This is a genomic window from Methyloversatilis discipulorum (genome assembly GCF_000385375.1).
GTDB classification, from domain to species: Bacteria; Pseudomonadota; Gammaproteobacteria; order Burkholderiales; family Rhodocyclaceae; genus Methyloversatilis; species Methyloversatilis discipulorum_A.
Genome location: NZ_ARVV01000001.1, coordinates 1,240,727 through 1,267,266 on the forward strand (window position 1 = coordinate 1,240,727; position 26,540 = coordinate 1,267,266).

General features: G+C 66.3%; 22 protein-coding genes and 1 pseudogene. 7 read left to right on the forward strand and 16 right to left on the reverse strand.

The genetic code is table 11. The annotated features are described in order from the left end of the window. Positions 1-14: 14 nt before the first annotated feature. Complete coding sequence (locus METRZ18153_RS0106000; protein ID WP_029143583.1) at positions 15-923, reverse strand: 2Fe-2S iron-sulfur cluster-binding protein; 909 nt, start codon at positions 921-923, stop codon at positions 15-17. A gap of 304 nt (positions 924-1,227) precedes the next feature. Beyond that, the gene (locus METRZ18153_RS0106005) at positions 1,228-2,136 is read right to left on the reverse strand and encodes a LysR family transcriptional regulator (RefSeq protein WP_020163868.1); all 909 of its coding nucleotides are present in this window, start codon (positions 2,134-2,136) and stop codon (positions 1,228-1,230) included. 103 nt (positions 2,137-2,239) lie between these two features. Here METRZ18153_RS0106005 and METRZ18153_RS0106010 point away from each other — a divergent pair, with 103 nt between their 5' ends. Beyond that, positions 2,240-3,037, forward strand: coding sequence for a GlcG/HbpS family heme-binding protein (locus tag METRZ18153_RS0106010; RefSeq protein WP_020163869.1), 798 nt, complete (start codon positions 2,240-2,242; stop codon positions 3,035-3,037). A 61-nt stretch (positions 3,038-3,098) separates the two neighbouring features. Here METRZ18153_RS0106010 and draG read toward each other — a convergent pair whose 3' ends face one another. The 3 genes from draG to METRZ18153_RS20965 all read right to left on the reverse strand — a co-directional run bounded on the left by draG (position 3,099) and on the right by METRZ18153_RS20965 (position 5,219). Beyond that, positions 3,099-4,019, reverse strand: a complete 921-nt coding sequence (gene draG, locus METRZ18153_RS0106015; RefSeq protein ID WP_020163870.1) for an ADP-ribosyl-[dinitrogen reductase] hydrolase — start codon at positions 4,017-4,019, stop codon at positions 3,099-3,101. 20 nt (positions 4,020-4,039) lie between these two features. Further along, complete coding sequence (locus METRZ18153_RS0106020; RefSeq protein ID WP_029143584.1) at positions 4,040-4,978, reverse strand: NAD(+)--dinitrogen-reductase ADP-D-ribosyltransferase; 939 nt, start codon at positions 4,976-4,978, stop codon at positions 4,040-4,042. Positions 4,979-5,066: 88 nt separating this feature from the next. Next, a complete protein-coding gene (locus tag METRZ18153_RS20965) occupies positions 5,067-5,219 on the reverse strand; it encodes a hypothetical protein (RefSeq protein WP_020163872.1) in 153 nt (50 codons plus the stop codon). A gap of 332 nt (positions 5,220-5,551) precedes the next feature. Here METRZ18153_RS20965 and METRZ18153_RS0106030 point away from each other — a divergent pair, with 332 nt between their 5' ends. Continuing rightward, positions 5,552-5,998, forward strand: a complete 447-nt coding sequence (locus tag METRZ18153_RS0106030; protein WP_020163873.1) for an HIT family protein — start codon at positions 5,552-5,554, stop codon at positions 5,996-5,998. Between the two features lie 36 nt (positions 5,999-6,034). On the opposite strand, the gene METRZ18153_RS0106035 is transcribed toward METRZ18153_RS0106030, so the two are convergent. From METRZ18153_RS0106035 to METRZ18153_RS0106070, 9 genes and pseudogenes are all read right to left on the reverse strand, one after another. Next, on the reverse strand, positions 6,035-7,369 hold the full coding sequence (locus tag METRZ18153_RS0106035) for a ferredoxin reductase family protein (RefSeq protein WP_020163874.1): 1,335 nt from the start codon (positions 7,367-7,369) through the stop codon (positions 6,035-6,037). Between the two features lie 752 nt (positions 7,370-8,121). Further along, positions 8,122-8,862: a hypothetical protein gene (locus METRZ18153_RS0106040; RefSeq protein WP_157257206.1), complete on the reverse strand. Its 741-nt coding sequence runs from the start codon at positions 8,860-8,862 to the stop codon at positions 8,122-8,124. 442 nt (positions 8,863-9,304) lie between these two features. Beyond that, a pseudogene (locus tag METRZ18153_RS0106045) lies at positions 9,305-9,553 on the reverse strand (transposase); the annotation flags it as partial. A 249-nt stretch (positions 9,554-9,802) separates the two neighbouring features. Then, a complete protein-coding gene (locus METRZ18153_RS20510) occupies positions 9,803-11,029 on the reverse strand; it encodes a restriction endonuclease (RefSeq protein WP_081629066.1) in 1,227 nt (408 codons plus the stop codon). Between the two features lie 109 nt (positions 11,030-11,138). After that, positions 11,139-12,437 carry a hypothetical protein gene (locus METRZ18153_RS0106050; RefSeq protein ID WP_157257207.1) on the reverse strand — a complete coding sequence of 433 codons (1,299 nt, stop codon included), beginning with the start codon at positions 12,435-12,437 and terminating at the stop codon, positions 11,139-11,141. Between the two features lie 456 nt (positions 12,438-12,893). Further along, complete coding sequence (gene mltB / locus METRZ18153_RS0106055; protein WP_020163878.1) at positions 12,894-13,922, reverse strand: lytic murein transglycosylase B; 1,029 nt, start codon at positions 13,920-13,922, stop codon at positions 12,894-12,896. Then, on the reverse strand, positions 13,919-15,922 hold the full coding sequence (locus METRZ18153_RS0106060) for a transglutaminase TgpA family protein (RefSeq protein ID WP_020163879.1): 2,004 nt from the start codon (positions 15,920-15,922) through the stop codon (positions 13,919-13,921). Before METRZ18153_RS0106060 ends, mltB begins: the two co-directional genes overlap by 4 nt. Then, on the reverse strand, positions 15,919-16,872 hold the full coding sequence (locus METRZ18153_RS0106065; protein WP_020163880.1) for a DUF58 domain-containing protein: 954 nt from the start codon (positions 16,870-16,872) through the stop codon (positions 15,919-15,921). The genes METRZ18153_RS0106060 and METRZ18153_RS0106065 overlap by 4 nt, the downstream gene beginning before the upstream one ends. Further along, positions 16,872-17,786: an AAA family ATPase gene (locus tag METRZ18153_RS0106070; RefSeq protein WP_020163881.1), complete on the reverse strand. Its 915-nt coding sequence runs from the start codon at positions 17,784-17,786 to the stop codon at positions 16,872-16,874. The genes METRZ18153_RS0106065 and METRZ18153_RS0106070 overlap by 1 nt, the downstream gene beginning before the upstream one ends. Before the next feature lie 203 nt (positions 17,787-17,989). On the opposite strand from METRZ18153_RS0106070, the gene METRZ18153_RS0106075 reads away from it, so the two are divergent. The 3 genes from METRZ18153_RS0106075 (at position 17,990) to bamC (ending at position 21,025) form a co-directional block, all read left to right on the forward strand. Next, on the forward strand, positions 17,990-18,868 hold the full coding sequence (locus tag METRZ18153_RS0106075; RefSeq protein ID WP_051091672.1) for a histone deacetylase family protein: 879 nt from the start codon (positions 17,990-17,992) through the stop codon (positions 18,866-18,868). A 101-nt stretch (positions 18,869-18,969) separates the two neighbouring features. Then, positions 18,970-19,848 (forward strand): 4-hydroxy-tetrahydrodipicolinate synthase, encoded by an 879-nt coding sequence (gene dapA / locus METRZ18153_RS0106080; RefSeq protein WP_029143586.1) that lies wholly within the window; start codon positions 18,970-18,972, stop codon positions 19,846-19,848. 22 nt (positions 19,849-19,870) lie between these two features. After that, positions 19,871-21,025 (forward strand): outer membrane protein assembly factor BamC, encoded by a 1,155-nt coding sequence (gene bamC, locus METRZ18153_RS0106085; protein WP_020163884.1) that lies wholly within the window; start codon positions 19,871-19,873, stop codon positions 21,023-21,025. A gap of 340 nt (positions 21,026-21,365) precedes the next feature. Here the strand turns inward: bamC and cobA are convergent, their stop codons facing one another. Further along, the gene (cobA, locus tag METRZ18153_RS0106090; RefSeq protein ID WP_020163885.1) at positions 21,366-22,148 is read right to left on the reverse strand and encodes a uroporphyrinogen-III C-methyltransferase; all 783 of its coding nucleotides are present in this window, start codon (positions 22,146-22,148) and stop codon (positions 21,366-21,368) included. Positions 22,149-22,318: 170 nt separating this feature from the next. Here cobA and METRZ18153_RS0106095 point away from each other — a divergent pair, with 170 nt between their 5' ends. Further along, the gene (locus METRZ18153_RS0106095) at positions 22,319-22,990 is read left to right on the forward strand and encodes a TetR/AcrR family transcriptional regulator (protein ID WP_019919168.1); all 672 of its coding nucleotides are present in this window, start codon (positions 22,319-22,321) and stop codon (positions 22,988-22,990) included. 93 nt (positions 22,991-23,083) lie between these two features. After that, a complete protein-coding gene (locus METRZ18153_RS0106100) occupies positions 23,084-23,962 on the forward strand; it encodes a nitrate- and nitrite sensing domain-containing protein (RefSeq protein WP_232416104.1) in 879 nt (292 codons plus the stop codon). Here METRZ18153_RS0106100 and cphA read toward each other — a convergent pair. Next, complete coding sequence (gene cphA, locus METRZ18153_RS0106105; protein WP_020163887.1) at positions 23,951-26,530, reverse strand: cyanophycin synthetase; 2,580 nt, start codon at positions 26,528-26,530, stop codon at positions 23,951-23,953. The two genes, METRZ18153_RS0106100 and cphA, sit on opposite strands and share 12 nt — an antisense overlap. Positions 26,531-26,540: the final 10 nt, after the last annotated feature.

A 26,540-nucleotide genomic window follows, 5' to 3' on the forward strand; every position in this document is an offset into this window, starting at 1 on the left:
CCGTCACGCCTGCATCAGCCGGCGACCGCTTCCGCCGCTCGACGCAGGGCGGCCTCTTCCTGCTCGATCCACTGCTTCAGCTTTTCGACGTGTTCCGCTTCTTCGCGCACGAACTCCTTCGCCACCTTGCGGATGTTCGCGTCGCGCGTGGTGTTGGCAATCGCGTAGTAGAACTCGTAGCCACGGCGTTCGCCCTGCAGCGCGGCCTTGAGCGCACCGAGACGCGTCAGGGCGGGATCGCCTGCCCACAGTGCGGTCTTCTCCGGGGTGGTGTTGTCGGGCCAGGCCGAGCTGGCCGGCAGGCTTTCCACCACTTCATACTTCACGCACCTGGCCTTGGCTTCTTGCAGATGCAGGCGCGAATAGCTGCCGAGCTGCGCGAACAGCGCAGCCACGTCGCTGTTGCCGCACGCGTTCATGCGCTCCGCAAGTTCTTCGAAGTGCACGGCAGCGTCTTCTTCGACCTTGACCGCATAGTTCAGGAACTGGTCGAGCGTCTGGATGCCGACACCGCCCTTGTAGATCGCGGCGGCGATCGATAGCGCCGGTCCCTTCACCGGCTTGGTCACATCGCCTTCGAACACGACGGCGATATCTTCGTCGCGAACGAAGCACTGGCAGGCCAGCCGGTGACGCGGCGGCATGTCATTCACTTCGGCGTCCATGATTTCCTGCTTGGTGATCTTGCCGAGCTGACGCAGGATCTCCTTTTCCTTTTCAGTCAGGGCGATGCCATAGCGCACGGTCGGGCTGTAGTGCACGACCTCCACCAGGCATGAGCCGCATTCACCGTCCTGACAGTCGAACGGAATCGGGATGTTGTTGGCTTTGGCGAGGGCGAGCAGAGTGCCGCGTTCACCGGCCACCGCATAGACCGTGAGATCGCGCGGCATCAACGGAGAAGAGAAGGTTACGTTAGCCATTTCGGGGCTCCAGGTTGTGTCCGGATCGGACCCGGTCTGACTGCAAGTTGCATGCCGCGTGAATGGCGCCTCCGTGTAACCTTCATGACATGAGTGCATGTCAGTACGTCATTGATCCACATCATGAAGTCGCGGTTTATCCGGCTTTCAAGAAGGTGGATGAACGACGGGTTTGATCTGCTTCAAGGCGGTCTGGAAGTGCTGTGCTAGCGCCTGCGCTGCAGGGGCGTGGCGCCTTGTGGACAGACCTGTCGGCTACGCAGTGTTTGCGACACGGACTGCATCGCCGAATACCGCGTGCAGTTCAACTTCCGTCCTGGCCGTCGTCCTTCAGGCCGGCGACGATGGCGTCGAACACCAGGCGCACCCGCGCCGGCACCGGGCCGCGCTGCGGGCGATACACGATGACGTCCCACGGCGGCGGTGCGTCCTTTTCCAGCACCTCGACCAGTCGCCCAGCGCGCACGTGCGTGCGCGCGAGATAGTCGGGCAGCTGCGCAAACGCGATGCCGGCAAGCACGGCTTCGCATTCGGCCGCCGGGTCGTCGGTGAAGAAGGCGGGCTGCTGCGGCAGCAGCGTACGTTCGCGGCTGAAGAACCAGTGCCACGGACGGTTGGTGTTGCGGTTGATCAGCGCGCTGGTGGGCAGCGCGTGCAGCGCATCGACCGACGGCGGCACGCCGACGCGCTCGATCAGCGCCGGGCTCGCATGCACGCCGAAAGCCACCTTGCCGACACGGCGCATCACGGAGCGCGCGTGGCTCAGCACGCCCATGCGCACGCCGATGTCGATCTGTTCGTCCACGGCGTCGCTCAGTTCGTCCGACAGCCGGATGTCGATGGCAATGCCGGGGTGCTCAACCGCGAGCCGGGTCAGCACGGGCAGTACGAGCAGACGACCAAGCGCGCGTGGCGCCGTGATGCGCACGCGCCCGGCCATCGCCGCGGCCGCCCGCTTCTCGGCGGGCCGCAGCACCTCGTCGAGCTGCGACAGCGTCGCTGCGGCTTCGGCCGCCTTGGCGGTGCCGAACTCGGTGATGCGGGTCTGCCGCGTCGTGCGGTGGAACAGCGTTTCGCCGAAGTGATCTTCGAGACGGCGGATGGCCCGGGTGACAGCCTGCGGCGACAGGCCCAGCCGGGTGGCGGCCTCGCGGAAGTTCTTCGCGTCGGCGGCGGCGACGAAGATGCGCAGCGCGTCCTGCAGTGAATTCATGGTCTGCCTGAAAGTGGAATACTGAAATCCAGATCATTCCATTTATTTCCACTCTCCGCATCCCGATACTGGCTACATCACCCATTCAACAGAGGATGCAGTCATGAAAGCCCTTCACACTTCCATCGTCGCTTCTTTCGCAGTGCTGGCCGGTCTGGCCGCCACGCCGGCCTTCGCTTCGCCGCAGGGCGCGGACAGCAAGGCGGTCGCCGCCGAGTGCGCGGCACTGCCCGGCCATGCCGAACTGCGCGATGCGCTCACCCGCGCCCGGCGCGCCGACAACGGCGGCTTCGATCTCGACATGTGGGGCACCGTCGTGAGCCGCAGCGGCACGGTGTGCGCGGTCGCCTTCACCGGCGAAAGCAACGCCAGCCAGTGGCCGGGCAGCCGGGCCATTTCGGCGCAGAAGGCGAACACCGCCAATGCCTTCAGCCTGCCCACGCTGGCACTGGCCACCGCCAATCTGTACAGCGCCACGCAGCCGGGCGGCAGCCTGTTCGGTCTGCAGGAAAGCAATCCGGTCAATGCCGCGCTGGCGTATGCCGGACCTGCAACGGCCTGGGGGCAGGCGAACGATCCGCTGGTGGGCCAGCGCATGGGCGGCGTCAATGTGTTTGGCGGCGGGCTGGCGCTGTACAGCGCACAGGGCGAACTGCTGGGCGCGCTCGGCGTGTCGGGCGACAGCTCCTGCGCCGATCACGCCATCGCCTGGCGTACGCGCAACCTGCTGCGGCTCGACTACGTGCCGGCGGGCGTCGGCCCGGATGGCGTCGATCAGATCAGCTTCGACGGCGACTGGAAGCAGCCGCACTGCGTCAATGCCGCGACCGAAGATGCGGTGGTGAAGGCCCTGCCGCCCACCCGCCGCCGCGACGGTCTGGCTGCGACGACGCAGGACTGAGCGGCAATGAGGGCGCCCCTGGTGGCGCCCTCTGTCCGCACCGGGTCGGCAGCGGAGCGATCTATCCTCGACGGCTCATCGCCAGCAGCCCGCTGGTCTGGTCGGTGATCGCCATCACCACGTCGCGCTGCAGTCGGCTCAGCCAGCGCTGCGGCAGAGCGCGCGCGCCGCAGCGGGCGCCGGCCAGCATGCCGACCAGGGCGCCGGTGGTGTCGGCGTCGTCGCCCATGTTCACGGTGGCGACCAGCGCCGTTTCGAAATCGGCGTGGCTGACGAAGTGGTACAGCACGGTCTGCACGGTATCGACGACATAGGCAGTGGCGCGGCCGGGGTAGGGCTGGAAGGCGAAGGCCGGGTGGGTTTGCACCCAATCCGCCACCCAGGCTGCGCCATCGTCGTGCGATGCGCCAGACAGCAGACGGGCGAGCAGCTGCGCGAAGCCCACCGTGGCGGCATCGGACAGCGGGTGGTGGTGGGTGATGCGCGCCTGCGCCAGACTCACGCGCTCCAGCGCGGCGGTGTCGTGCCACAGCGCCAGCACCGTGGGCAGGTTGCGCATCAGCGCGCCATTGCCGCCATCGCGCTCGTTCTGCGGGCCGCTCAGGCTGCCGTCGGCGAGGTAGCGCTGCAGGCCGCGGCGGCAGGTGTTGCCACAATCCACTGGCTTGCTGCGCAGCCAGCCGACGAAGGCGTCGGCAATCGTGCGCGTCGCCGCCGTCATGTGCTCGTCGCCGGTGAGGCGCGCGCCGCCCACCTCCAGCAGCGCATCGCCCAGCGCCAGGCACATCGTCGTGTCGTCGGTCACCTGTCCGCGCGCCAGCCTGAGCCAGCCGCCGCCGACGATGTCGCGATGCTCGCCGTACTGCGCGCGGATTTCGCGCGGGCGCATGAATTCGACCGTGGCGCCCAGTGCGTCGCCGATGGCCAGCCCGAGGTAGGCGCCGAGGGCGCGGTCGTACAGCGTGTCGAAGTCGTCAGTCATATGCGGTTCAGAAAACGGATTCATTGGCAGCTTGCCTGTGCCGGGTAGTCGCCGCCCAGGGCAAGCACTTCCTGTTCGCCGTGCAGCACCGGGCCGGGCAGCAGACCGGGCCACACCAGCAGCTTGCAGCGCGGCACCTGCAGTTCGAACACCCAGTCGCCGAAGCAGCCCGCTTCGTCACGCGACAGCGAGAACGACGCGATGCTGTTCAGGCGCACCGTGCATTGGCGGTCCTGCAGCCGGCCGGCGACCAGCTGCTCTTCGGCGCGCGTGCTGCCGCGCCACAGGCGCACATGACTGCCCGGCGGCTGCTGCGGCAGGCCGAAACGGTCGAGCGCCCACTGGCTGAATTCGTACAGCAGGTCGAGCTGCTGGTGGATGCAGTTGCCGTGGTAGCGGCTGGCGGCCTTCTCTTCGAGATAGCTCACCCAGGCGGGTGACGGGAAGCGCTCCAGCCGTGCCTTGTGGAACATGGGCACCAGACCGAAGCGACTTTCGACCCAGCCTTTCAGAACGGCGCCGGCCGGGCCGTTGGCGTCGCCTCCCCAGCCCTGCAGCAGCCGGCGCCAGCTGCAGCGCCAGCGTCTCGCCTCGGCGCTGTCGCGCGGCGCGTCGGCCGGTTGCAGGCCGAAGGCGATGGCGACGTAGTGCTCGAACACGTCGCGCGCTTCGGGCAGATCGGCGCAGCGATCGAGCAACGCGAACAGGCCGCGGTGCGCCTCGCGCGTGCCAGCAATGTGCAGCGGCAAGGGGTGTTCGTTGAACAGCCGGCTGGCCAGCACCGGCGCCGGCACGCCGACCAGATTGGTGCTGTACCAGCGGTGCGGCTGAGCGTCCGCAGTCCCGCCCGTGTCAGGCGAGACGGCGGACGCATCCGGCGCGCGAGCGGGCGACGACAGGACTCCGGGACGCGCGCGTTTTGGCCCGGTGCCATGAGGAAGGGCGGATTCGATCGGCATCCGGCCAGTATTCGAGGCCTTTTCACCGCCCGTCAAGCACGGTGGTCAAGGATGATGCAGATCGCTGCCGGGGGGGGCCGGACGCGCCTCAGGGCGCGCTCTGCTGGCTTTCCGGATAGGCGGTGTCAGTGCTGTCGTGCGTGCGTTCCCAGTCGCCGACCGGGTCGGCCGGTGTCTTCCTGCGGTGGGCGAACGCATATCCGAGTGCAAGGGCGAGTGAGGCGGCAATCAGCTTGATCATCGATGTTTCCTCCAGGTGCGGGGTCGCCGGGCGCGGCGACCTGTCCGTTCAGTGTGGGCCGGGGCGGCAGCGCTCGCTGTAGGCCAGCGACACCGCTGCCCGTAGGACGGGCGCTGCGCCATTCCGGGCCGGTGGTTTGCGCAACGCGGCGCCGATGCTCACCATCCGCACCGGCCCGCCCACCGCTGCAGCGATGTTCAGCGTCGCAGCAAACCGCGCGCCCGCCGTCGATGGCCGGCCATCAGGCCTCGTGTATCGTCTGCCCCGACCACGCGCTGCCCGCACGTCGCACCGCGCCCGACCCTTCCTGCGCAACCGGAGACCGAGCCCTCATGCCGAAATTCGTCGATACCTCGCCGCCCGGCGTCTGCATCTTCTGTCGCATCGTCGCTGGCGAACTGCCCGCCGCGCGCGTGTTCGAGGACGATCTGACGCTGGCATTCATGGACCTCGGCCAGGTCAATCCGGGTCACGTGCTGGTCGCGACCAAGCGGCACGCCGCGACGCTGTTCGACATCACGCCGGAGGAGGGCGCCGCGGTGATGAACACCGCGCAGCGCGTGGCCGCCGCCATCCGCGAAACCTTCGACCCGCCGGGGCTGAATCTGCTGCAGGCCAACGGCAAGGAAGGCGAACAGACGGTGTTCCACTTCCACATGCACGTGCTGCCGCGCCACGCGAACGACGGCGTCGGCCTGATCTGGCCGCGCAAGGAACCGGGTGCGGAGGTGCTGCGCGGGTACGCGGCGCAGCTTGCGGATGTGCTGACGCGCGACTGAGGCAGGCTCGCCGGGCAAACCACAGCCCGGCGGCGATCAGCGCATCTCGAACAGTTCCTGATGGAAACGGTCGGGCGGCAGGCCGTGGGCGACGAAGTCCGCGCGCAGCGCCTCACCGAAGCGCGGCGGGCCGCAGAACCAGATGCTGGCAGACGCCCAGTCGGGCACCGCGGCGCGGATGCGTTCGCCATTCAGGCGTCCGTCCCGGGCGTCGACCAGCAGGTGCAGTCGCACGCCGGCCGCTTCGGCATCCGCGGTGAGATGGTCGATGGCGCTCTGATCGAACTCGGCCGTCGGATGAAAGAGATCGATCGCCCGCGCGTCGGGTGTGGCGGCGCGCTGCTTCATGCGGGCGATGAAGGGCGTGATGCCGATGCCGGCCCCGACCCAGATCTGCCGTGACTGCGCATCCTCGAAGTCGAAATAGCCGTAGGGCCCCTCCACCGTCACCGGCATGCCGATATTCAATGTCTCGCGCAGGCGGCGGGTGTGGTCGCCCAGTGCCTTGGCGATGAATACGAGCCGGCGGTCAGCCGCATTCCACGCCGACGCGATCGTGTAAGGGTGAGCGCCTTCGCGCGTGTCCGACGTGACGAAGGCGAACTGCCCCGGCGCGTGTCCGCGCCAGCCATCCTCCAGCTGTATGGCCGCTTCGAGGACTTGCACGCCGGGGTATTCGGTCAGCGCCGCGATGTGGCCCTGCACCTTGTGACCGGCCCCGATCCGCCCGCCCAGGCTCAGCAGCGCGGCCAAGCAGCCGCCGATCAGCAAGGCCGCCACCAGCCAGCCGACCGGCTGCGACCAGTACGCGAACTTGGTGAGCACCACCGTGTGATAGGCCAGCGCGAGGTAGGCGAGCGCAATCCATCTGTGCGTCCTGGCGAACCAGTGGTAGGGAAAGCGCTTCACCAGCGCCAGCACGATCAGCACCACCGCCGCATAGAACGCCCACTCGCCGACGGCTTCGGCCATCCCCCGCTGGCTGCGCAGCCAGCCCTCGACCGCACCCAGCGTTTCGCCGGCCACCGGCTTGCGTGCCGGCCGCACCAGCCAGCCCCAGCCCACCATCCACTTGGTGCCGGTCGCCCACCACCAGTGAAGGACGCCCACCACCAGCGCCGCGACGCCCAGCCACTTGTGCAGCCGATACATTCTGTCCAGCCCGCCCAGCAGCGACTCCAGCCATTTCGAACGCAAGGCCAGCAGCATCGCCACGCTCATCACGGCGATCGCGATCACCCCGCTGTACTGCATGAACACCGAGCGGAACGAGAAATAGGTGAACGGCTCGGGCAGCAGCGTGTCGGCGGCGAACCAGAGCAGGGTTGGCAGCAGCAGCGTTGCGAGGAAGGCGAGGCGGAGGCGTTTCATTGAGTGGCTTGGACAATCTTGAGTGTCGCCTCAGCGTTTGAGCTCAGCTCGGGCTGAGGGCTCGCGGCTGCATTGAGAGGCCAGGCACCAAAGTGACCGCGGGCCTCGTTTGTACTCGTCGAAGTGCATCGCACCAGATTTCGCCAGAAACTGGGAACACCTGAGTGCGTCGGTTACTGAATGGCAAACGATTCCCTTCAGGATGACGTGGCACGCTGCGCCGATGTTGTTCCAAGACAAAAACTGAGCTCTGTTCGGGAGAGAAGGATGTCGGGTGGACAGCAACCCACTTGCGTGGTCATGGGAATACCTCACCCTCGAGTGGCCTGGCGCTGACGTCGATGCTTCCCGCTGCCGCCCTCGGCGCCCGGACGGGCGAGTCAAACATCGTCAAATCAACTCGAACCTTCATCGCTTCCTGCCGACGCAAGCGCTTCGAGAGCTTGGATGTGAGGCCACACACGAGGATGCTCCTGCACCCATTGCTTGCCCAGAAACTCAGAGACGGAACCGGACGCCACGACGCATGCGATCGATCCACCCTTCGCTGCTCGGAGCAAGGCGTGCGCTGAGTGCATGACCTCTTCGCTGATGACAGCCGATGGTTCTCCGGTCTCTGCGCCCCACTCGTGCTGGATCGCAGAGATGAGCTGGCCGGCGGCAGCTTCGAGCGGTGTGCGGTGGTGTGACATGCGATGCCTGACGTCCGAATTCACCAGCCTGTTAGGCGTCACTTCGCGGCGGCTCGCGGTTTAAAGTGAGTCAAGCCAATCTTTCAGACCTGAAACCGCATTCCACCAACCTTCGACTGTTGCCTGACCTGCTATTTGCAGATTGCCGCTGTCATCCCTGTACTCAAGCATGCCGCGATGTGCGATCTTGTTGCGGCACCGGAATAGCAGGTCGATCATTTGGTAGTTTCCCGAGTGCTCCCTCTTGAAGCTTCGACCAAATGCCTCGGTCGCGACAACATCCAGCAGTTCAAGTACTCGCACCGACACCTTTGCCTTGTCTTCCAGGTAGTCGAACGCCGCGCCAGCTGGTGACGAAGCGGCGAAGAACTTCCGCTTGACCATCACCTCGCAGCAAATCGCCAGCTCAAGCACGGATCGGCGCAAGTTCCGCTCGTGCCACGCTGTCTTGGCGTCGGCCAGAAGCGTGAGTGCAAGCGTGGGTTCCGCGGGAGAAGCCAGGAACGCCTCCAGATCAGGCAGATCGGACGGCTTGAACCGCTTGGTGCCCAACTCGCCGCGCGCTCCGGGGACAGGATGCGCGACGGCTGTTCGTGTCCCACCACGAAGTTCTTTACCTTCGCTGTCAAACCACGTGGGGTTGTGGAGACTGTGCTCCCATCTCGGCACCAACTGAACTTGCGGCGTGCCAAGGTGGTAACGGAAGAACAGCAAAAATCGGTTGGTGACCGTGTAGGCAATCTCCTGGAATGCCGGCAGACGCTCACGCAGGTAGGCCCCTTGAAAGGTCAGATCAGTCATTCCGTCCGGAGTTTGGACTGGAGGCGGGGGGTGATCGGCTTCCTCCCGCGTGACCACGACAGTCAGCGAGTCCACAGATGTGGTCTCGTCGGTCTCGTCTGCGCCCCGGGTACTCCAGCCCTCGGATGGGTGAACCGTCACCCGAACGTCGAAGCTTGCGATCTTGGCATTCAGGCGGGCCGCTTGTCCGCGTGGCCAAGTGATGAGGCAAGGTGAGTAGGTCTCTACTCGGAACATTGCGGAGAGGTGGGGCATGTGACGCCTAACGACGCTGTAGAAATACCCCATCTCGGGGCAAGCGCTTGCACCCGGCCTTCGCCGGATCGAAGTCGTTCATCCTCATTTCAGCCTTCCAACCTTCGCTTCATCGCCGTCCCCTGACGTGTGCCGTGGCTGATGCCGGACGCCCGTGCAGCGGGCGCCATTCGGCCCGCTAGCTTACCTAATTCGCGTATCCGTGGCGCCCGAGCTTTTCGATGTTGTGCACCTCGCAATACAGCTTCCACTGTCCATCGACCTTCTCGCGCCCGCGCAGCGTGAAGCGGGCGAGCCGCTTGTTGTGCCGCGGGTTGCCGAACACCGGCTCGACGGTGGCGAAGCGCGCGGCGATCGTCCGTTTGCCCTCAGTGGAACCGCTGCGCCGCTTCATCCGCTCGGTGTGTGATTCGGTGTGGCCTTGCTTGCCGCGGAACACGAGACAGGTCGCCCTTCATGGCCAACCGGGTCACCCCCACGTGGACGAATGCCGATAACCCTTCCGGCAGCAGCACGTGTGCCGCTTGTATCGATTGGCGCTCCCCGCGCAGATTCCATGTCAGCACGGGTCACTCTGAACCCGAAACAGATGCCGGATATACGACTGCAAGTGATCTGTCCGGGAAAACCAGACCATCAGTCAGTCTTGATTTTGGGGGAAGTCCATATACGAATGGTCAGCCGCCTACGCGCCATTCTTTCTATATGTGATCACCTTACCGACAATGCCGATAAAGGCATCAATGTGCTCATGTGGAGCCTTATCGTTGCAGAGAGGGCATCCATCGTGCTGCGTGAGGTCTAGGCCAACGCCACAAGGATCCGTGGTCTTCTCAATAGTTAGTATTCGTTTCGATTTTTCTTTTGATGTCTCCGTTATGCGCAGGCGCTGCCAGTAACTTTCAAGCTCGTCATCCTTTAGGATCTCAAGATCGGTCATCACCCTCGAGCACTTCTTCGCACATACGTCCTTTAGCTCCGACTGGAGATATCCAGCGACAGGTTCTAGAATGATTTTTCGCATTTCCGGCGTGTATGATCTGCCATCAACGTCGTCCCATACAGAGGCAAGCAAATTACCTACCGCTTCTTCGCCAAAGCGGTCCAATGAGGCAAGCAGGAGATAAGAGATCGCGCGGATAATTGGCTCTTGCCGGTACCCTCTCTCACTTGCCCTGAGAACCAAATAGAAGAAGTTAATCAAGCCATTGCATAGAGCTGCGGCCAGTACGTTGTCCGGAACGATTGCCGCCCACGCTCGGGAATTTAGATCACCATTCGCAAGTTCTGATGCTGCCAGTGCAAACAGGGCCTGCTCATCAACCTCTATTGAACTTCTCTCGCGCCAAAGCCTTTCAAGTGCCGGCTCATCAGTGAATGTTGCGTAGTCCCACAGTCTTGACTTAGCAACCTCAAGGCGACCCTGGGGGCTCAAGGCCTTTGAATACAGGCGCACTACCGCCAGAGGATTCTTTGAGCACAGGTTTTCCAACTCCGTGCGTTCCCAAAGCTTTACGACGGGTCTCCTGTTGGTCCGTTGCCACTCTTTAACCCAATCTCTAGTCGGATTGGAGAAGTTCGAATTCGTCGCGACTACCAATACTTCTACGTCTGCCTTCCCCGCAGCGTTTAGAACTGCGTCCCGCACAGCTGACGGTTCGACTGTTCCAGATCGCCCCTTTGCCTCAACCCACCACACCTGTTTTGATAGCGTGCCATCGGGCGATGGCGTAAAGAAGACAAGTTCTAGATCTCTCCCCTGATCTGAAGTGCCCGCTCCCTTTCCGCCAATACGCCACTCCAATTCCTTTGCGCCCATCGATTCAAAGAGCCAATACAAGAGCTCTTCAAGGCTGGAACCCTTAATGTCTGCCCACGGTATTTCCGAGGGCAGGATTAGTGGATGTGCCATAACTCTTCCTTAGGCGGCTAATTTCTGAATTCACCGGCCTGCGCGGCATTTTGCGAAGGTCCGGTGGAGTGATAGGTTAGGGATATGTCCGACATCGAATTTCAGGTGGCTAGATGAGCGATCGAAGCGCCTTGTACTCACGGCGGATCAGCCGATGAATAATCAGTCGTGTGGGTTTTGGGCGCGAAAGACGTTCTGAGCGAACGGGGTCACTGTATAGATGATCGATCTCATTCTGACATCCATTCTGTTTGAAGTAATCTCTAGTGTTGATTGAGGAAATTGGAGCGAATGCTCCCGATTCTTTATTGAACATCACACCCTTTACAGGATAGTGTTCCAACAGTTCCCGCAAACCAGCGTCAAAGGTAAGAAACATGGGAATGAAGTATCTTCCTTCCCCGCCAGCAACGATAAGCTTCTCCATGAACCTCGGAGCCGCCATGTCCCAGGCAATGTTGTCTAGCTTCTTCAGAAGTCCCTTTTTCCCACATCCTTTCTTGATTTTCTCCAGGGTGGCCATGGTGTTGCGGTTGTTGAAGTATTTATGGGCGATTATGGCTTCGCGGTCGAAATAGGCGCCGACGACCTCATGAATGAATTTGAAGTATTCGCCCATTTTGTATCTCGCGCTTTTGCCGGATGACAGTTGTATCCGCACCATGCCAATTAGCTGTAGAAGAATCATCTTTTGTACAAGCACAAAATTGAGGATGTGGTCTCTCCCAATCTCGGATGCATAGAAGTCATAGGTAAAGTCAATTGCGTGGCGAGCCGCCTGCCGGTAAGTGAACTGGGGGCGCGGGTTGGAAGTCCTTCTGTACTCCTTACAGTCAATGCTTCTGAATACCTGCAAACTGACCAGATTTTGTCGGAAGCCCTTTGCTAAAGATCTCCAGAATGCTCTCTTTGATGTAGCGTTCCGCTCAATCTGCGGAAAAACGTTTTTTACGTTTTCGGCCATGTAGAAGAGGTGATCGAAATTGAGATCGTCGTGCAGGATGTTATCGACGAGCGCTACTAGTCTGGGCTGAATATTGCCGAGTGGTTCTCCGCGCACAAGTTTGTTTACATACGTTGCAATGTTCGTATCAAACATCAATGTGTAATCAATGCGGAACTTGAAATCCTCGCCGGACGAAAACATCTCGAAAAGAAGCTCATCATCCAAAAAGTACATCTTCTCGGTCGAGAAATATGGCACCAGAAAATTGTTTGGTTTAGCGCTGTATTTCTTTAGCCACGGAGGCAATACGACCTTATCGTAGTTACTTAGCGAAACCATCGCAGAAAGGCGAGGATGCTTCCTTTGCAAGAGAGTCCAAGCCGAGACCGCCGCGGACGGATCGTCAGCCTTTGAAAGCATGTACATACATGCTTTAACTTCCTCTTGATCAAATTCATTCATTGGCTAGTCCTACGAGCAGCGCCCGCAATATCCCCAACTTTGTTTTCCGGCGCAGTTTTGCCCCATAACTACGGATGCTGCCGGGTTAACATGCCGCGATGATCGTTCTGAAACGCGCTCCAATTTGGCGTTTCGGTCCGTCATTCTGTATGTCCATACAGCATTAAACAACGACAAGAAGCTCCACCTCTTGCTTGCCGTCTTTGAACCCCATCCGCCCGCCTGATTGCGGGCGCAAAAGTACGTCATGTGCATCACACCATATGAATGGGATCTCTCCGTGGCGACGGGGCGGGCGGGTGGATCGGGCGCGTGCGCCGCGTCCTGCGTCGGTCGCAACGCGGGCGGGGAGAAGTTTGCGTTTCTTGCGCAGGGGCGAGGGGCGAGAACGGCATGTCCGTGCCCCGCGGATCACGCGATGCGATCGGGTACAGGGCTGCGCGCAGCCCTGCCTCCTCACCCCTGCCGCAATTCCTGACTCAGCTGATACACCGCCATCGCATAGAAGTACGAGCGGTTGTAGCGGGTGATCGCGTAGAAGTTGCGGAAGCCGAGCCAGTATTCGGTCTGGGCGTCGGGGGTGACGAGGTCGACCAGGGTGGCGGGTTTGGCGATCAGGTCGCCGCCGCGCAGCGGGCGGGCGCCGGCGGTGTCGAGGGTGGCGGTGTCGATCGATGGTTCGACGCCGGCGGCGACGAGCGGGGCGGCGGCTTCGTCGGTGATGCGGATGCGCTGGGCCACCGGTTCGCCGCTTTCCCAGCCGTGCGCGGCGAGGTAGGCGGCGACGCTGCCGATGGCATCCACCGGGCTGTTCATCAGGTCGGTGCGGCCGTCGCCGTCGAAGTCGACGGCGTAGCGGCGCCAGCTGCTGGGCAGGAACTGCGGGTAGCCGAGTGCGCCGGCGTAGGAGCCGCGGAAGTCGGTGACGTCGCGGCCCTGCTCACGGGCGAGCAGGAACAGTTCGCCCAGTTCGCGGCGGAACAGTTCGGCGCGCGGCGGGTAGGTGAAGCCCAGCGTCGACAGCGCGCTCAGCAGTTCGAAGTCGCCGGTCTGGCGGCCATAGATGGTTTCGACGCCGATGATGGCGGCGACCACTTCGCGCGGCACGCCGAAGGTCTGTTCGGCGCGCTCGAAGGTGGCGGCGTGTTCGGCCAGGAAGTCGCGGCCGGCGCGGATGCGCAGCGGTTCGACGAAGCGGCTGCGGTAGCGCGTCCACGATTTCACTGCCGGGCTCGACGGCGGACGGATGAGCTGGATCACGCGCGGCAGCAGCCGTGCTTCGGCGAAGCGCGCCAGCAGCTGCGCTTCGTCGAAGCCGTGCGCGGCGGCCAGTTCGGCGCAGAAGGCGCGCACGTCGTCGCGCTCGGCGAAGTTGTCCGGCGTGGTGCTGATCTGTGCCGGCAGCTGCGGCGACAGCAGCAGGGCGCCGGCACCGGTCAGGAAGTGACGGCGGGATGCGGAGTGAGCAGTGAAGCGGGCGGTCATGTTCGGGGCGGTGTGCGGTGGCGGCGCAGCGCGCGGGCGTGCGTCCGGAGTGCGCGCACGGCCGGCGCATGGGCGGCGCGGCCGTAGCGGGCGTCTGCGTAAAGTGTACACGCTGTGCGCAATTCTGCTGCCAGATCGGGGCGCAGCGCGGCGATGCGGTCGGCGTAATCGAGTGGCCCTTCCCACGCGTCGCGGCCCAGGCCGGCCGGACGCAGCGCGCGGTCGATGCCGGCCCAGGCGCGCGCCAGCGCGTCGGCGGCGATCTGGCGGCGCAGCGCCCACAGCGTCAGCGCGATGGCGATGACGGCGCACAGCGAGGCCATCCAAGCGGTCATCGTGCGCCAGTCCGGCTGCGCCATGCCGAGGCGCGCCAGCAGTTCGCGCTGCTTCTGCTGGTCGTAGGACAGCACCCACTGGTTCCACGCATTGTTGGCGGCTTCCCAGCGGTGGCGCAGATCGCGCAGCCAGCCGAGGTCGGCACGGGCGACGAAGGGCACCGGCTCGCCGGCCGGCAGGTCAGCCAGACCGCGTTCGACGCGCGACGGCAGGATGGCAGCGGTCGGGTCGACCCGGCGCCAGCCTTCGCCGTCCAGCCACACTTCGGCCCAGGCGTGCGCGTCGGACTGGCGCACGACGACGAAGCCATCGACCTCGTTGCGCTCGCCGCCCTGGTAGCCGGTCACGACGCGCGCCGGCAGGCCGGCGGCGCGCATCAGGAATACGAAGGCGCCGGCGTAGTGCTCGCAGAAGCCGCGCCGGCTGTCGAACAGGAACTGGTCTATGCCGTCCTCGCCGAGCAGCGGCGGCGTCAGCGTGTAGACGAAGGCTTCGCGGCGGAACAGGCGCAGCGCGGCGTCCACCGTTTCGGCGTCGCTGCCGGCGTCGAGATGCATCTGGCGGGCCAGCGCACGGGCGCGCGGGTTGCCGCCCGGCGGCAGGCGGCGCGCGGCGTCGAGATAGGCGCTCCATTCCTCGCGGCCGGGGCGCGCCGTCGGCACCGACTCGAAACGGTCGCGTCGGCGCGCGCGCACGACTTCGCTGCCGAGCACCTGCCAGTCATCGGAGACGCGCGCGCCGAGTGGCAGGCCGGCCACCGTTTCGAGCGCGAACAGCCAGTTCTTGCCGTGCGGTTCAAGCGTCACTTCGTAGCTGGTGCGCGGGCCGACGACTGCGTGCGGCGTGCTGTCGTTGAGACGGCGCGCGGCTTCGCCCTGACGCCAGGTGCGGCCGTCGAAGGTGCTCAGCACCGGGCCGCGCCAGTACAGCTCGCGCGACGGCGGTGGTGCGTCGTCGAAGCGGGCGCGGAACGCGATTTCGCCGGACAGGCTCAGTTGCGAAATGTCGCCCGGCGACATGCTGTCGGACAGCCCGGAGCGCGCGCCGAAGGCATCCAGCGGCAGCCCCCACAGCGGACCGGGTACGCGTGGGAACAGCACGAACAGCACCAGCATGAAGGGCAGAGCCTGGGCCAGCATCCACGCCGACTGGCGCAGCAGTGCGCGCACCGGCGCCGGCGGGCCGGTCAGCGCGATCAGCGCGGCGGTGATCACCACCATCGAGCCGAACAGCACGGCCGCCACGGCCGGCGTCTGCGAATAGAGAAAGGCGGCCAGCAGCATGAAGTAGCCGAGCAGCACGACGGTGTGGCCGTCGCGCACGCTCTTCAGCTCGTGCAGCTTGAGCACCAGCAGCAGCGTGAGCAGCGCGACGCCGGGCTCGCGGCCGAACAGGCGGCCGAAGGTAAGCGTGACGCCAGCGCAGCAGGCGATCACCACCAGCGCCTTGACCACACTGCTGGCGCCGGCCCAGCCCAGCTTCCACTGCGCCAGCCGCCAGGTGAACAGCAGCAGCGCCACCGCGTTGAGCCAGGCCGGCAGGTGGTCGGCGTGCGGCAGCAGCGCGCAGGCGGCGACCGCCATCAGCCAGCCGATGCGGGTGTTGGTCAGCGGTGCGGCCGGCATGGCGGGCGCCGGAGGGGAGCGCTTGCGACGGAACATCATGCGGGCAATCCGTGCAGGGCCAGCGCGCGCAGCACGCGCTCGCGGTGGCCCGGGCCGTTGCCCGGTGCGATGCGCGCGTCGGGCAGCGCCAGGCCGTAGCGCAGACCGGCCGCGTCGGCGTCGAGCGCCCAGCCGGTCAGCCGCGCGAGTCGGGCTTCGAGCGACAGGGCGGCCGGCAGTTGCGCAAGATCCAGCCACAGTTCGCCGCCGTCCTGGCCGTCGAACTGCTTGGTCAGCAGCGGCAGGTCGGGCGCGCGTGCCCAGGCTTTCCAGGCGACGTGGCGCGGCGAGTCGGCGGCGCGGTGGTCGCGCAGGCTGGCGAATTCCTCGGTGCCGTCGCCCTGCGGCCGCAGGCCGGCGCGGCCCGCGTCGCTGGCCGGCAGTGGCGGGCGGCCGGCTTCGGGCTGCACGTAGACGAGGCAGCGCTGCTGTGGTTGCGCGTAGCTCCAGGCGCGGATCAGGCCCAGCGGGTAACGGGTGCTCAGCGTGACCCGGCCCGGCGTCAGCCAGCCGCGGCGGGTGGTCGGCAGTGACAGCGTCACCGCGCAGCGGCCGTTTGCGTCGACCGCGGCGTCCGCCGGTTCGGCGCCCGCCATCGCCAGCTGCAGCGCCGGGCGCGGGCGCGGTGCTTCATTGTCCAGCCACAGCGTGAAGCGCGCCGGCTGGCCGGCGAACACCGGCGTCGGGGGCGTTTCGCGAAGATGCAGCGCGAGCAGGTTGCGGAAGGTGTGCAGCAGCGCGACCTGACCCAGACCGGCCAGCATGAATACCAGCGCGAAGCCCAGGCTCAGCGTGTAGTTGATCGCGGTCAGCAGCATGGCGATCAGCGCCACGCCCCATACCAGCCCGACGCGGGTCGGCAGCACGAAGATGCGCCGGCGGTCCAGCGTCAGCGGCAGCGCGGGCGAACCACCGAGCGTGGCCAGCCAGCGGCGGAGTGCGTCGCGCATCAGGCCGGCAGCGCCACCGCCTGCAGCAGCGCGCGCGCCGCGTCGTCCGGACTGCCCTGTTCGAGCGCCGGCAGGCGGTGCAGCGCGACGGAGGGCAGCACCGCCTGCACGTCTTCCGGCAGCACGTGGGCGCGGTCGAACACCCGCGCGTGGGCGCGGGCGGCGGCCAGCAGCGCGAGACCGGCGCGCGGGCTCAGGCCGAGCCGCCAGGCGCCGCTGCTGCGGGTGTGCGCGATCAGCGCCTGCACATAGTCGATCAGCGCGTCGGCCACGTGCAGCGACTCGGCTTCGGCGCGCCATTGCGTCAGCGTCGCGGCGTCGGCCACCGGCGCCAGATCGGCCAGCAGGCTGCGCCGGTCGCGGCCGGTCAGCAGCGCGCGTTCGGCCGCCGGGTCGGGGTAGCCCATGGTGATGCGCATCATGAAGCGGTCGAGCTGCGATTCGGGCAGCGGGTAGGTGCCGATCTGGCTGGCCGGGTTCTGCGTCGCGATGACGAAGAAGGGCTCGGGCAGGCGGCGGGTTTCGCCCTCGACGCTGACCTGGTGCTCTTCCATCGCCTCCAGCAGCGCGCTCTGCGTGCGCGGCGTGGCGCGGTTCACCTCGTCGGCCAGCAGCACCTGCGTGAACACCGGCCCCGGGTGGAAGCGGAAAGCGCCGGTTTCGCGCTCGAACACCGATACGCCGAGGATGTCGGCTGGCAGCAGATCGCTGGTGAATTGCACGCGGCGAAAGTCGAGGCCGAACAGCTGGGCCATCACGTGCGCCAGCGTGGTCTTGCCGGTGCCCGGCACGTCCTCGATCAGCAGGTGGCCGCCGGCGATCAGGCAGGTCAGCGCCAGTTCGAGCCGGCTGCGCTTGCCGAGAATGAGGGTGGAGGCGGCTTCGACGACGGCGCGGGGAGCGAGGGTGGGCATGGCTTGAGCTACGTTAAGTTGTGGCGGGATGATCGGCGCGATACTGTAGAAACATGACGGCAGTACATGCCCGGCCCTGAAGCCGCGCGGTCCTGCCTGTGACACAGAGCCGGAACGGCCGGTTGCATCGATAACTGCAGGAATCCGGAGGAGAGGCGGTGACGACCGCATACATTACACACCGCGACTGTGCCCTGCATGACATGGGGCCGCACCATCCTGAATGCCCCGACCGCTTGGCCGCGATACAGGACCGCCTGATCGCCAGCGGTCTCGACGCCTACCTGCAGCACCACGACGCGCCGGCGGCCGACATCGACATGCTGGCGCGCGCGCACTCGCCGGAGTATCTGCGGCAGATCTTCGACGCGGTGCCGGGCAGCGGCATTGTCCATCTCGACCCGGATACCGCGATGTGCCCGAATTCGCTGCGCGCCGCACTGCGCGCGGCCGGCGCCGGCGTTCATGCGACCGATCTGGTGATGTCGGGCGCCGCGGTGAATGCCTTCTGCGCGGTGCGCCCGCCCGGCCATCACGCCGAATACGCCCGCGCGATGGGTTTCTGCTTCTTCAACAACGTCGTGGTCGCGGCGCGCCACGCGCTGGAAAAGCACGGGCTTGAGCGCGTTGCCATCATCGATTTCGACGTGCACCACGGCAATGGCACCGAAAACATCGTCGCCCACGACAATCGCATCCTGATGGTGAGCATTTTCCAGCACCCCTTCTACCCGTACTCGGGTGCGGAGCCGCTGGCCGACAACCTGTGCAACGTGCCGCTGCCGGCCGGCACCCGCGGCGACGGCTTCCGCGAGGCGGTGACGACGAAGTGGCTGCCGCGACTCGACGCCTTCGCGCCGCAGATGATTTTCATCTCGGCCGGTTTCGACGCGCACTACGAGGACGACATGGCGTCGCTCGGGCTGGTCGAGGCCGATTACGCGTGGGTCAGCACCGAGCTGATGAAGATCGCGAAGAAGCACGGCAAGGGTCGCATCGTGTCGATGCTTGAAGGCGGCTACGCGCTGTCGGCGCTGGGGCGCAGCGCGGTCGAGCACATCCGGGCGCTGGCCGAGCTGTGAGTGACCGGGAGCTGTTACAGACTGATCCAGTTGCCACTGTTGGGCTTGCACCCGCGCTCCGGTAGAATGGCGCGTTTCCTGCCGAAGCCACTGTTTCGCACATGATTACCGGATCGCTCGTCGCCATCGTCACTCCCATGAACGAGGATGGCAGTCTCGACTACGCCAGCCTGCGTCGCCTGATTGATTTCCACGTCGCCGAAGGTACCGACGGCATCGTCATCGTCGGCACCACCGGCGAGTCGCCCACCGTCGATTTCGACGAGCACTGCGAACTGATCCGTTTCACGGTCGAGCACACCGCCGGCCGTATCCCGGTCATCGCCGGCACCGGCGCCAACTCGACGCGCGAGGCGATCGAACTGGCGCAGCATGCGAAGTCGGTCGGCGTCGATGCCTGCCTGACCGTCGTGCCGTACTACAACAAGCCGACGCAGGAAGGCCTGTACCGTCACTTCCGCGCCCAGGCCGAAGCGGTCGATGTGCCCTTCATCCTGTACAACGTGCCCGGCCGCACGGTGGCCGATCTGGCCAACGACACGACCATCCGCCTGTCGGAAATTCCGAACATCGTCGGCATCAAGGACGCCACCGGCAATCTCGACCGCGCTGGCGAACTGATCAACCGCGCACCCGAGGGCTTCGCTCTGTACAGCGGCGACGACGCCTCGACCGCCGCCTTCATCCTGATGGGCGGCCACGGCTCGATCTCGGTCACCGCCAACGTCGCACCGCGCCTGATGCACGAAATGAACGCCGCCGCGCTGGCCGCCGACGCGGTCAAGGCGCGCGCGATCAACGCGAAGCTGATCGGCCTGCACCGTCAGCTTTTCTGTGAAGCCAACCCGATTCCGGTCAAGTGGGCCGTGCAGCAGATGGGCCTGTGCGGCCCGACGCTGCGTCTGCCGCTGACCGAATTGCAGCCGCAATTCCACGAGCAGGTCCGCGCCGCGATGAAGCAGGCCGGCGTGCTTGCCTGATCGTCCTCTGGTATCCCGTTCGATGAATCTGCTGAAGTTTTCCGCGCTGTGCGTGGCACTGGTGAGCGCGCTCACCGGCTGCTCGATGTTCGACAAGGTCATGGATTCAGGCAAGGTCGATTACAAGGCCCAGGCCAAGCGCACGCCGCGCCTCGACCTGCCGCCCGACCTGACGCTGCCGCAGCAGACCGACCGCTTCGCGGTGCCGGATTCCGGCGGCAAGGGTACGGCGACCATGTCGGCCTACAACGCCGACCGCACGAACACCGGCGGTGTGGTGCAGCCGCAGTCGTCGGGCGTGCTGCCGCAGGTCGACAAGATGCGCATCGAGCGCGCCGGCAGCCAGCGCTGGCTGGTGGTCAATGCCAGCCCTGACGATCTGTGGCCGCAGGTGAAGGAGTTCTGGCAGGAAACCGGTTTCCTGATCGACATCGAACAGCCGGAAGCCGGCGTGATGGAAACGGACTGGAACGAGAACCGCGCCAAGCTCCCGAACGACATCATCCGCAACACCATCGGGCGCCTGATCGACCAGCTCTACTCGACGCCCGAGCGCGACAAGTTCCGCACCCGCCTGGAGCCGGGCGCCGAGCCGGGCACCACCGAAATCTACGTCAGCCACCGCGGCGTGGTCGAGGTCTATACCAACGAGCGCAGCGACAACACCGTCTGGCAGCCGCGTCCGGCCGACCCCGAGCTGGAAGCCGAAATGCTGCGTCGCCTGATGGTGCGTCTGGGCGCCGACAACGAGCGCGCCAAGGTGCTGCTGGCCGCACAACCGGTGGCCGAGCGCGCGCAACTGGTGTCGGCCGACAAGGGCAGCACGCTGCAGGTGTACGAAGGTTTCGACCGCGCCTGGCGCCGCGTCGGCCTGGCGCTGGACCGCGTCGGCTTCACCGTCGAGGACCGCGACCGTTCGCAGGGTGTGTACTTCGTGCGCTACGTCGACCCGGAAGTCGACGCCACCGGCAAGAAGGATGGCGGCATCCTGTCCAAGCTGCTGTTCTTCATGCCGGACGACAAGCCGGACCCGAAGGCCGGCCAGAGCCAGTACCGCATCCTGGTCAAGGGCGAGGGCAAGCAAAGTTCGGTTCAGGTGCTCACCCGCGAAGGCGGCCTCGACGACACCCGCACCGCGAAGCGCATCCTGTCGCTGCTGCACGAGCAGCTGAAGTAAGCAGCGCGGCAATGCTCTGCCCCGTGCAGGAACAAAAGGCGCCCTCGGCGCCTTTTGTTTTTGTGCTCACCGTAACGGCCGCGTCGCGGCCAAGGCCGCTTCCACAGGGGGCCTTCACCCGAGCCTGCGCCGAAAACTGTGGGAGCGAGCTTGCTCGCGATTGCGACCTTGATCGAGGTCAGCGGCCAGCAACAGCCGCGTCGCGGCCAAGGCCGCTCCCACAGGGATAGAGCCCGATCCGCGGCCGCGGTCGGAGCGGGGTTCTGTGGGAGGGGTCTTCTGACCCCGACAGCAGCGGTGGGCAGTGCGCGGCGCCGCGTCAAGGACCGGTCGGCAGCGTTCAGGCCCGCATCGACAGCGCTTCAGCCTGTTCCGCGACTTCGGCCAGATTGACCACTTCGCCGATCACGACGATGGCCGGGCTGCCCAGCTTTGCGTCGGCGACGGCCTGCGGCAGGTCGCGCAGCGTGGAGACGACGGCACGCTGGCTGTCGCGGGTGCCGTTCTGGATCGCACAGGCCGGGGTGTCGGCGGCGAGACCGCCGACGTGCAGCGCCTCGGCGATGGACGCCAGCTTGCGCATGCCCATGTAGATGACCAGTGTCGTGCCGCAGCGGGCCAGTGCCGCCCAGTCGGGCTCGCGGCCCGGCTGGCCGTCTTCGCGTGCGTGGCCGGTGACGAAGGTGACGCCGCAGGCCATGTCGCGGTGGGTGACCGGCACGCCCAGCGTGGCCGGTACCGCGATGCCGGCCGACAGGCCGCTGACCACCTCGCATTCGATGCCGGCCCGGCGCAGCGTCTGCATTTCCTCGCCGCCGCGGCCGAACACGAAGGGGTCGCCGCCCTTGACCCGGCCGACCGTGAAGCCGGCGCGCGCATAGCGCAGCATCAGGCGTTCGATGAAGGCCTGCGGCGTGCTGCGACAGCCGCCACGCTTGCCGACGCGCACGATGCGGGCGTCGCTGCGCGCGTGTTCGAGCACGGCGGTGTCGGCCAGGTCGTCGACCAGCAGCACGTCGCAGCGGCCGAGCGCGCGCACGGCCTTCAGCGTCAGCAGTTCGGGGTCGCCGGGGCCGGCGCCTATCAGGTAGACCTTTCCGGTCCGGGGTGCGTAAGTCGTCATGACGAGTACCTTGCAAGTCCGGTGCCAGCCCCGGATACGTCGCGCCGACGCCGCGATTTCACCCGTCGCGGGCGTTGCGGCCGTCTGCCATGCCCGCGACGGGTGCATAGGCGCACCGTCGCTGTGCGGCCGGTGCTACAGTCAGACTGTGTCCCAGCAAATGACGCGCCGTGCCGAACGAAACCCTGAAATCCGACCGAACTGCCGAGGCGCGCACGCGCGGCGATGCCAAGGAACGCATTTTCGCGGCGGCCGAGAAGCTATTTACCGAGCAGGGCTACGCGGCGACCTCGATGCGCATGATCGCGTCGGCGGCCGGCGTCCCGCTGGCGTCGATCAATTACCACTTCGGGTCCAAGCGCGACCTGATGGAGAGCGTGTATCAGCGCGTGCTCGGGGCGGACGGCACACGCTCGGGCTACCTCGCCAAGCTCGAACGCGAGGCGGTCGAGGCGCCGTTGAGCGTCACCCGCATCGTCGAAACCTTCGTCGAGTCGACGCTGCGCCTGTCGCGCAAGGACACGGTGTCCGGCGCCGTGTTCAAGCAGCTGATCGGCCGCGCCTACTTCGAACCGGGCGACGATTTCATCCCCGAAGAGTACGTCCGCATCATGGACTGGTACCGCAAGGCGCTGATGCGCGCGCTGCCGGCGCTGCCCGAGGACGAACTGCTGCGCCGGATGTACTTCTTCGTCGGCATCGTGGCCTACGTGATGGCCGGGCGCGACGTGATGCACCTGCTCGGCCGCTGTTCACCGGCCTCCCGCAACGACCCTGAAAGCCTGCTGCGTGCGCTGGTGCCTTTCATCGTCGGAGGTCTCGAAGCGCCGCCGTCGGCGTGAGGCGGCCGATGCTTGGCGCGCGAATTGCTCGTGTCGTGTCATGAGCACACGCCTGTCCGTCCTATTCACCCGGGATCGCCCGCCTTGCTGAGTGTGCCCCTCGTCATGGTGCTGCTGGCGCTGGCCATCGCGCTGGCGCTGGTGTTCATGCGCCCGGAGCGCGTCAGCGACAGCTCGCCGGGGGGCGACGCGCAGCGCGCCTTCGGCGATTGCGAGCGGCTGCTGCAACTTGTCCATTCGCTGCAGCAGCACCGCGGCATGAGTACCGCCTGGCTGGCCGGCGACGCCCTGTTCGAATCGCCGATGCGCGCCCGGCGGCGCGCCGTGCAGCATGACATCGAAGCGCTGGAGACGACCGCACGCGCCGAGATGGCGCTGGAGGGGCCGTGCATCACGCGGTACGAACTGGCGCTGCTCGACGCGCAGTGGAAGGAACTGTGTGCCGCGCTGGACGGCAGCCCGGCAGCGATCGGCGCCGACGACAATCTGACGCGGCACAGCCTGCTGGTGTCGCACGTGCTGGGCTGGCTGGCGGCCGTCGGCAATCGCCGGATTGCGCCGGTCGCCGCATCGTCAGGCAGCGGCCTGCTGCGCACCTGGATCAGCACGCTGCCGGCGCTGGGCGAGCAGCTGGGGCAGGCGAGGGCGGTCGGCAGTGCGGCCGCCGCACGCGGGGTCTGTACGGCGGCCGAGCGCATGCGTCTGATGTATCTGGCGTCGCGCGCAGAGTCGCTGATGCATCAGGCGATCGCCGACACACCCCGTCTGCCGGGCGCCCTGCCGGCCACCGAGCGCATCGTCCGTCTGCTTGGCCTGCTGCGCAGCGACCTGCTCGGGGCGACCGACCGGATGACGGCGGAACTGTATTTCGCCGAAGCCACCGCGGCGATCGACGCCATTTACGCCTGGATGACCAGCTGCGAAGACGCGCTGCGCGGCGTGCTCGCGCAGCAGGTCGCGTCAGCCGGCTGAACTTTCCGCGACGCGCCGGCTGATGTGGGCCAGCGCCTCTTCGACCTGATCGATCAGGATCAGACACAGGTCGCCGCTTTGCAGCCGTTCCAGCGCGTGGTCGATGGCGACGAATTCGCCATTGATGTCGCACACCTCGCGCGTGCGGCTCGCGCCCTCCAGACCTTCACGCAGCAGCGCGATCACCTCGCCGTCCTTGCGCCCGCGCTGGCACTGGTCCTGGTAGAGCACCACGCTGTCGAAGGCGGCACCCAGGATCTGCGTCTGCTTGCGGATGTCCTCGTCGCGCCGGTCGCCGGCACCGCTGATGACCACGCTGCGGCGTTTCGCCGGCAGCGCGTCGATGGCCTGCACCAGCGCGCTGATGGCGTCCGGGTTGTGGCCGTAGTCGGCGATCAGCGTCGCGCCCTTGTAGTCGAACACATTGAAGCGGCCGGGCGCGGTCGCCGCGTCGGATACGAAGCTGGCAAGTGCTGCGCGGATGGACGACCAGTCGAAGCCGAGCGCCCAGGCGGCGCCGAGCGCTGCCATCGCGTTCTCGACCTGGAAACCCAGCTTGCCGCCACGGGTCAGCGGCACCTGCGACAGCGGAATGCGCACCGCGCTGCTGCCTTCGGCGGCCACCAGCGCGCCGTCGTCGACGTAGATGACGCGGCGGCCGCGGGCGCGGTGGGTGGCGATGACCGGGTGGGTACGGTCCTGCGCGAAGAAGGTGATCGAGCCGGGGCAGTGTTCGGCCATCGCCGCCACCACCGGGTCGGCGGCGTTCAGCACCGCCATGCCCTTGGGCGCGACGTTCTGCACGATCACCCGCTTCACCACCGCCAGGTCCTCGACGGTATTTATATAGGCGAGGCCGAGGTGGTCGCCGCTGCCGATATTGGTGACCACCGCCACCTGGCAGCGGTCGAAGCCCAGACCTTCACGCAGCACGCCGCCGCGCGCGGTTTCGAGCACCGCGCCGTCGACGTCCGGGTGGGCCAGCACGTTGCGCGCGCTCTTCGGGCCGCTGCAGTCGCCGGTATCGATGCATTCGTTGCCGACGAACACGCCGTCGGTCGTGGTCATGCCGACGCGCAGGCCGGTCTGTGCCATCAGGTGGGCGATCAGCCGCACCGTCGTCGTCTTGCCGTTGGTGCCGGCGACGGCGACCAGCGGAATGCGTGCGTCGTCACCGGGGCCGAACATGGTCGACACGATGGCTTCGCCGACCGCGCGTCCCTTGCCGAATGAGGGCGTCAGGTGCATGCGCAGGCCGGGTGCGGCGTTGACTTCGACGATGCCGCCGCCCTGTTCCTCCAGCGGCTTGAGCACGGTGCGGCAGACGATGTCGACACCGGCGATGTCCAGCCCTATGGTGCGCGCCGCCTCCACTGCGCGCGCCGCCAGTTCCGGGTGTACGTCGTCGGTCACGTCGGTGGCGCTGCCGCCGGTCGACAGGTTGGCGTTGTTGCGCAGCACGACGCGTTCGCCCAGCGCCGGCACGCTGTCCGGTGAGTGGCCCTGGACGGCCAGGCGAGCGAGCGCGATGTCGTCGATGCGCATCTTGGTCAGCGAAGTGGCGTGGCCGTCGCCGCGGCGCGGATCGGCGTTCACCTCATCGACCAGTTCGCGCACGGTGCGGCTGCCGTCGCCGATCACCTGCGGCGGTTCGCGGCGGGCGGCGGCGATGACGCGGTCACCGACCACCAGGAAGCGGTAGTCGGCGCCCGGAATGAAGCGCTCGACCATCACATCGCGGCTGATTTCGTAGGCCGCGTTGAACGCGATGCCCATGTGTTCGCGGCTGACGATGTTTACCGTCACGCCCTTGCCCTGGTTGCCGTCGCGCGGCTTGACCACCACCGGCAGACCGACTTCGAGCGCGGCGGCCCACGCCTCGTCGACGTCGCTCACCGTGCGGCCGCGCGGCACCGGCACGCCGGCGGCGTGCAGCAGCGCCTTGGTCAGTTCCTTGTCCTGGGCGATCGATTCGGCGACCGCGCTGGTGCGGTCGGTTTCGGCCGCCTGGATGCGACGCTGCCGGCTGCCCCAGCCGAGCTGCACCAGCGAGCCGTCGGTGAGCCGGCGGAACGGGATGCCGCGCGCGACGGCGGCTTCGACGATGGCGCCGGTGCTCGGGCCGAGGCGGATGTCCTCGTCCAGTTCGCGCAGCTGCTGCAGCGCCGCGGCGAGGTCGAAGCTGCCGCCTCCGGCGGCGGCGCGACAGAGCTGTTCGGCCAGTTCGAAGGCGAGGCGGCCGACCGCCTCTTCGGTGTATTCGACGACGACCTGATAGACGCCGGCGTCCACGGTCTGCATCGTGCAGCTGAAGGTAACCGGACAGCCGGCGCTGGCCTGCAGGCCGAGCGCGGCGAGTTCCAGCGCGTCGGCCATGGCCAGCGGCCCGCTGCGTGCGGTCGGGCGCAGCGGCCGGATGCCGGGGAAGAGGGCGCGCAGACGCTCGGCGAAACCGGGCATCGCGTCCAGCGAACAGTGTTCGCCGGTGCACGACACGATGGCTTCGATACAGGTGTGGCGGCTCCACAGATTGGGGCCGCGGAGGGCGCGCAGGCGGGTGATGTCCATGAAAGCGTTC

Bases quoted from the DNA above. Each gene is read 5' to 3' on its own strand.
- METRZ18153_RS0106000 (WP_029143583.1), bottom strand. From the start codon at position 923: ATGGCTAACGTAACCTTCTCTTCTCCGTTGATGCCGCGCGATCTCACG.
- METRZ18153_RS0106005 (WP_020163868.1), bottom strand. From the start codon at position 2,136: ATGAATTCACTGCAGGACGCGCTGCGCATCTTCGTCGCCGCCGCCGAC.
- METRZ18153_RS0106010 (WP_020163869.1), top strand. From the start codon at position 2,240: ATGAAAGCCCTTCACACTTCCATCGTCGCTTCTTTCGCAGTGCTGGCC.
- draG (WP_020163870.1), bottom strand. From the start codon at position 4,019: ATGACTGACGACTTCGACACGCTGTACGACCGCGCCCTCGGCGCCTAC.
- METRZ18153_RS0106020 (WP_029143584.1), bottom strand. From the start codon at position 4,978: ATGCCGATCGAATCCGCCCTTCCTCATGGCACCGGGCCAAAACGCGCG.
- METRZ18153_RS20965 (WP_020163872.1), bottom strand. From the start codon at position 5,219: ATGATCAAGCTGATTGCCGCCTCACTCGCCCTTGCACTCGGATATGCG.
- METRZ18153_RS0106030 (WP_020163873.1), top strand. From the start codon at position 5,552: ATGCCGAAATTCGTCGATACCTCGCCGCCCGGCGTCTGCATCTTCTGT.
- METRZ18153_RS0106035 (WP_020163874.1), bottom strand. From the start codon at position 7,369: ATGAAACGCCTCCGCCTCGCCTTCCTCGCAACGCTGCTGCTGCCAACC.
- METRZ18153_RS0106040 (WP_157257206.1), bottom strand. From the start codon at position 8,862: ATGACTGATCTGACCTTTCAAGGGGCCTACCTGCGTGAGCGTCTGCCG.
- METRZ18153_RS20510 (WP_081629066.1), bottom strand. From the start codon at position 11,029: ATGGCACATCCACTAATCCTGCCCTCGGAAATACCGTGGGCAGACATT.
- METRZ18153_RS0106050 (WP_157257207.1), bottom strand. From the start codon at position 12,437: ATGAATGAATTTGATCAAGAGGAAGTTAAAGCATGTATGTACATGCTT.
- mltB (WP_020163878.1), bottom strand. From the start codon at position 13,922: ATGACCGCCCGCTTCACTGCTCACTCCGCATCCCGCCGTCACTTCCTG.
- METRZ18153_RS0106060 (WP_020163879.1), bottom strand. From the start codon at position 15,922: ATGATGTTCCGTCGCAAGCGCTCCCCTCCGGCGCCCGCCATGCCGGCC.
- METRZ18153_RS0106065 (WP_020163880.1), bottom strand. From the start codon at position 16,872: ATGCGCGACGCACTCCGCCGCTGGCTGGCCACGCTCGGTGGTTCGCCC.
- METRZ18153_RS0106070 (WP_020163881.1), bottom strand. From the start codon at position 17,786: ATGCCCACCCTCGCTCCCCGCGCCGTCGTCGAAGCCGCCTCCACCCTC.
- METRZ18153_RS0106075 (WP_051091672.1), top strand. From the start codon at position 17,990: ATGGGGCCGCACCATCCTGAATGCCCCGACCGCTTGGCCGCGATACAG.
- dapA (WP_029143586.1), top strand. From the start codon at position 18,970: ATGATTACCGGATCGCTCGTCGCCATCGTCACTCCCATGAACGAGGAT.
- bamC (WP_020163884.1), top strand. From the start codon at position 19,871: ATGAATCTGCTGAAGTTTTCCGCGCTGTGCGTGGCACTGGTGAGCGCG.
- cobA (WP_020163885.1), bottom strand. From the start codon at position 22,148: ATGACGACTTACGCACCCCGGACCGGAAAGGTCTACCTGATAGGCGCC.
- cphA (WP_020163887.1), bottom strand. From the start codon at position 26,530: ATGGACATCACCCGCCTGCGCGCCCTCCGCGGCCCCAATCTGTGGAGC.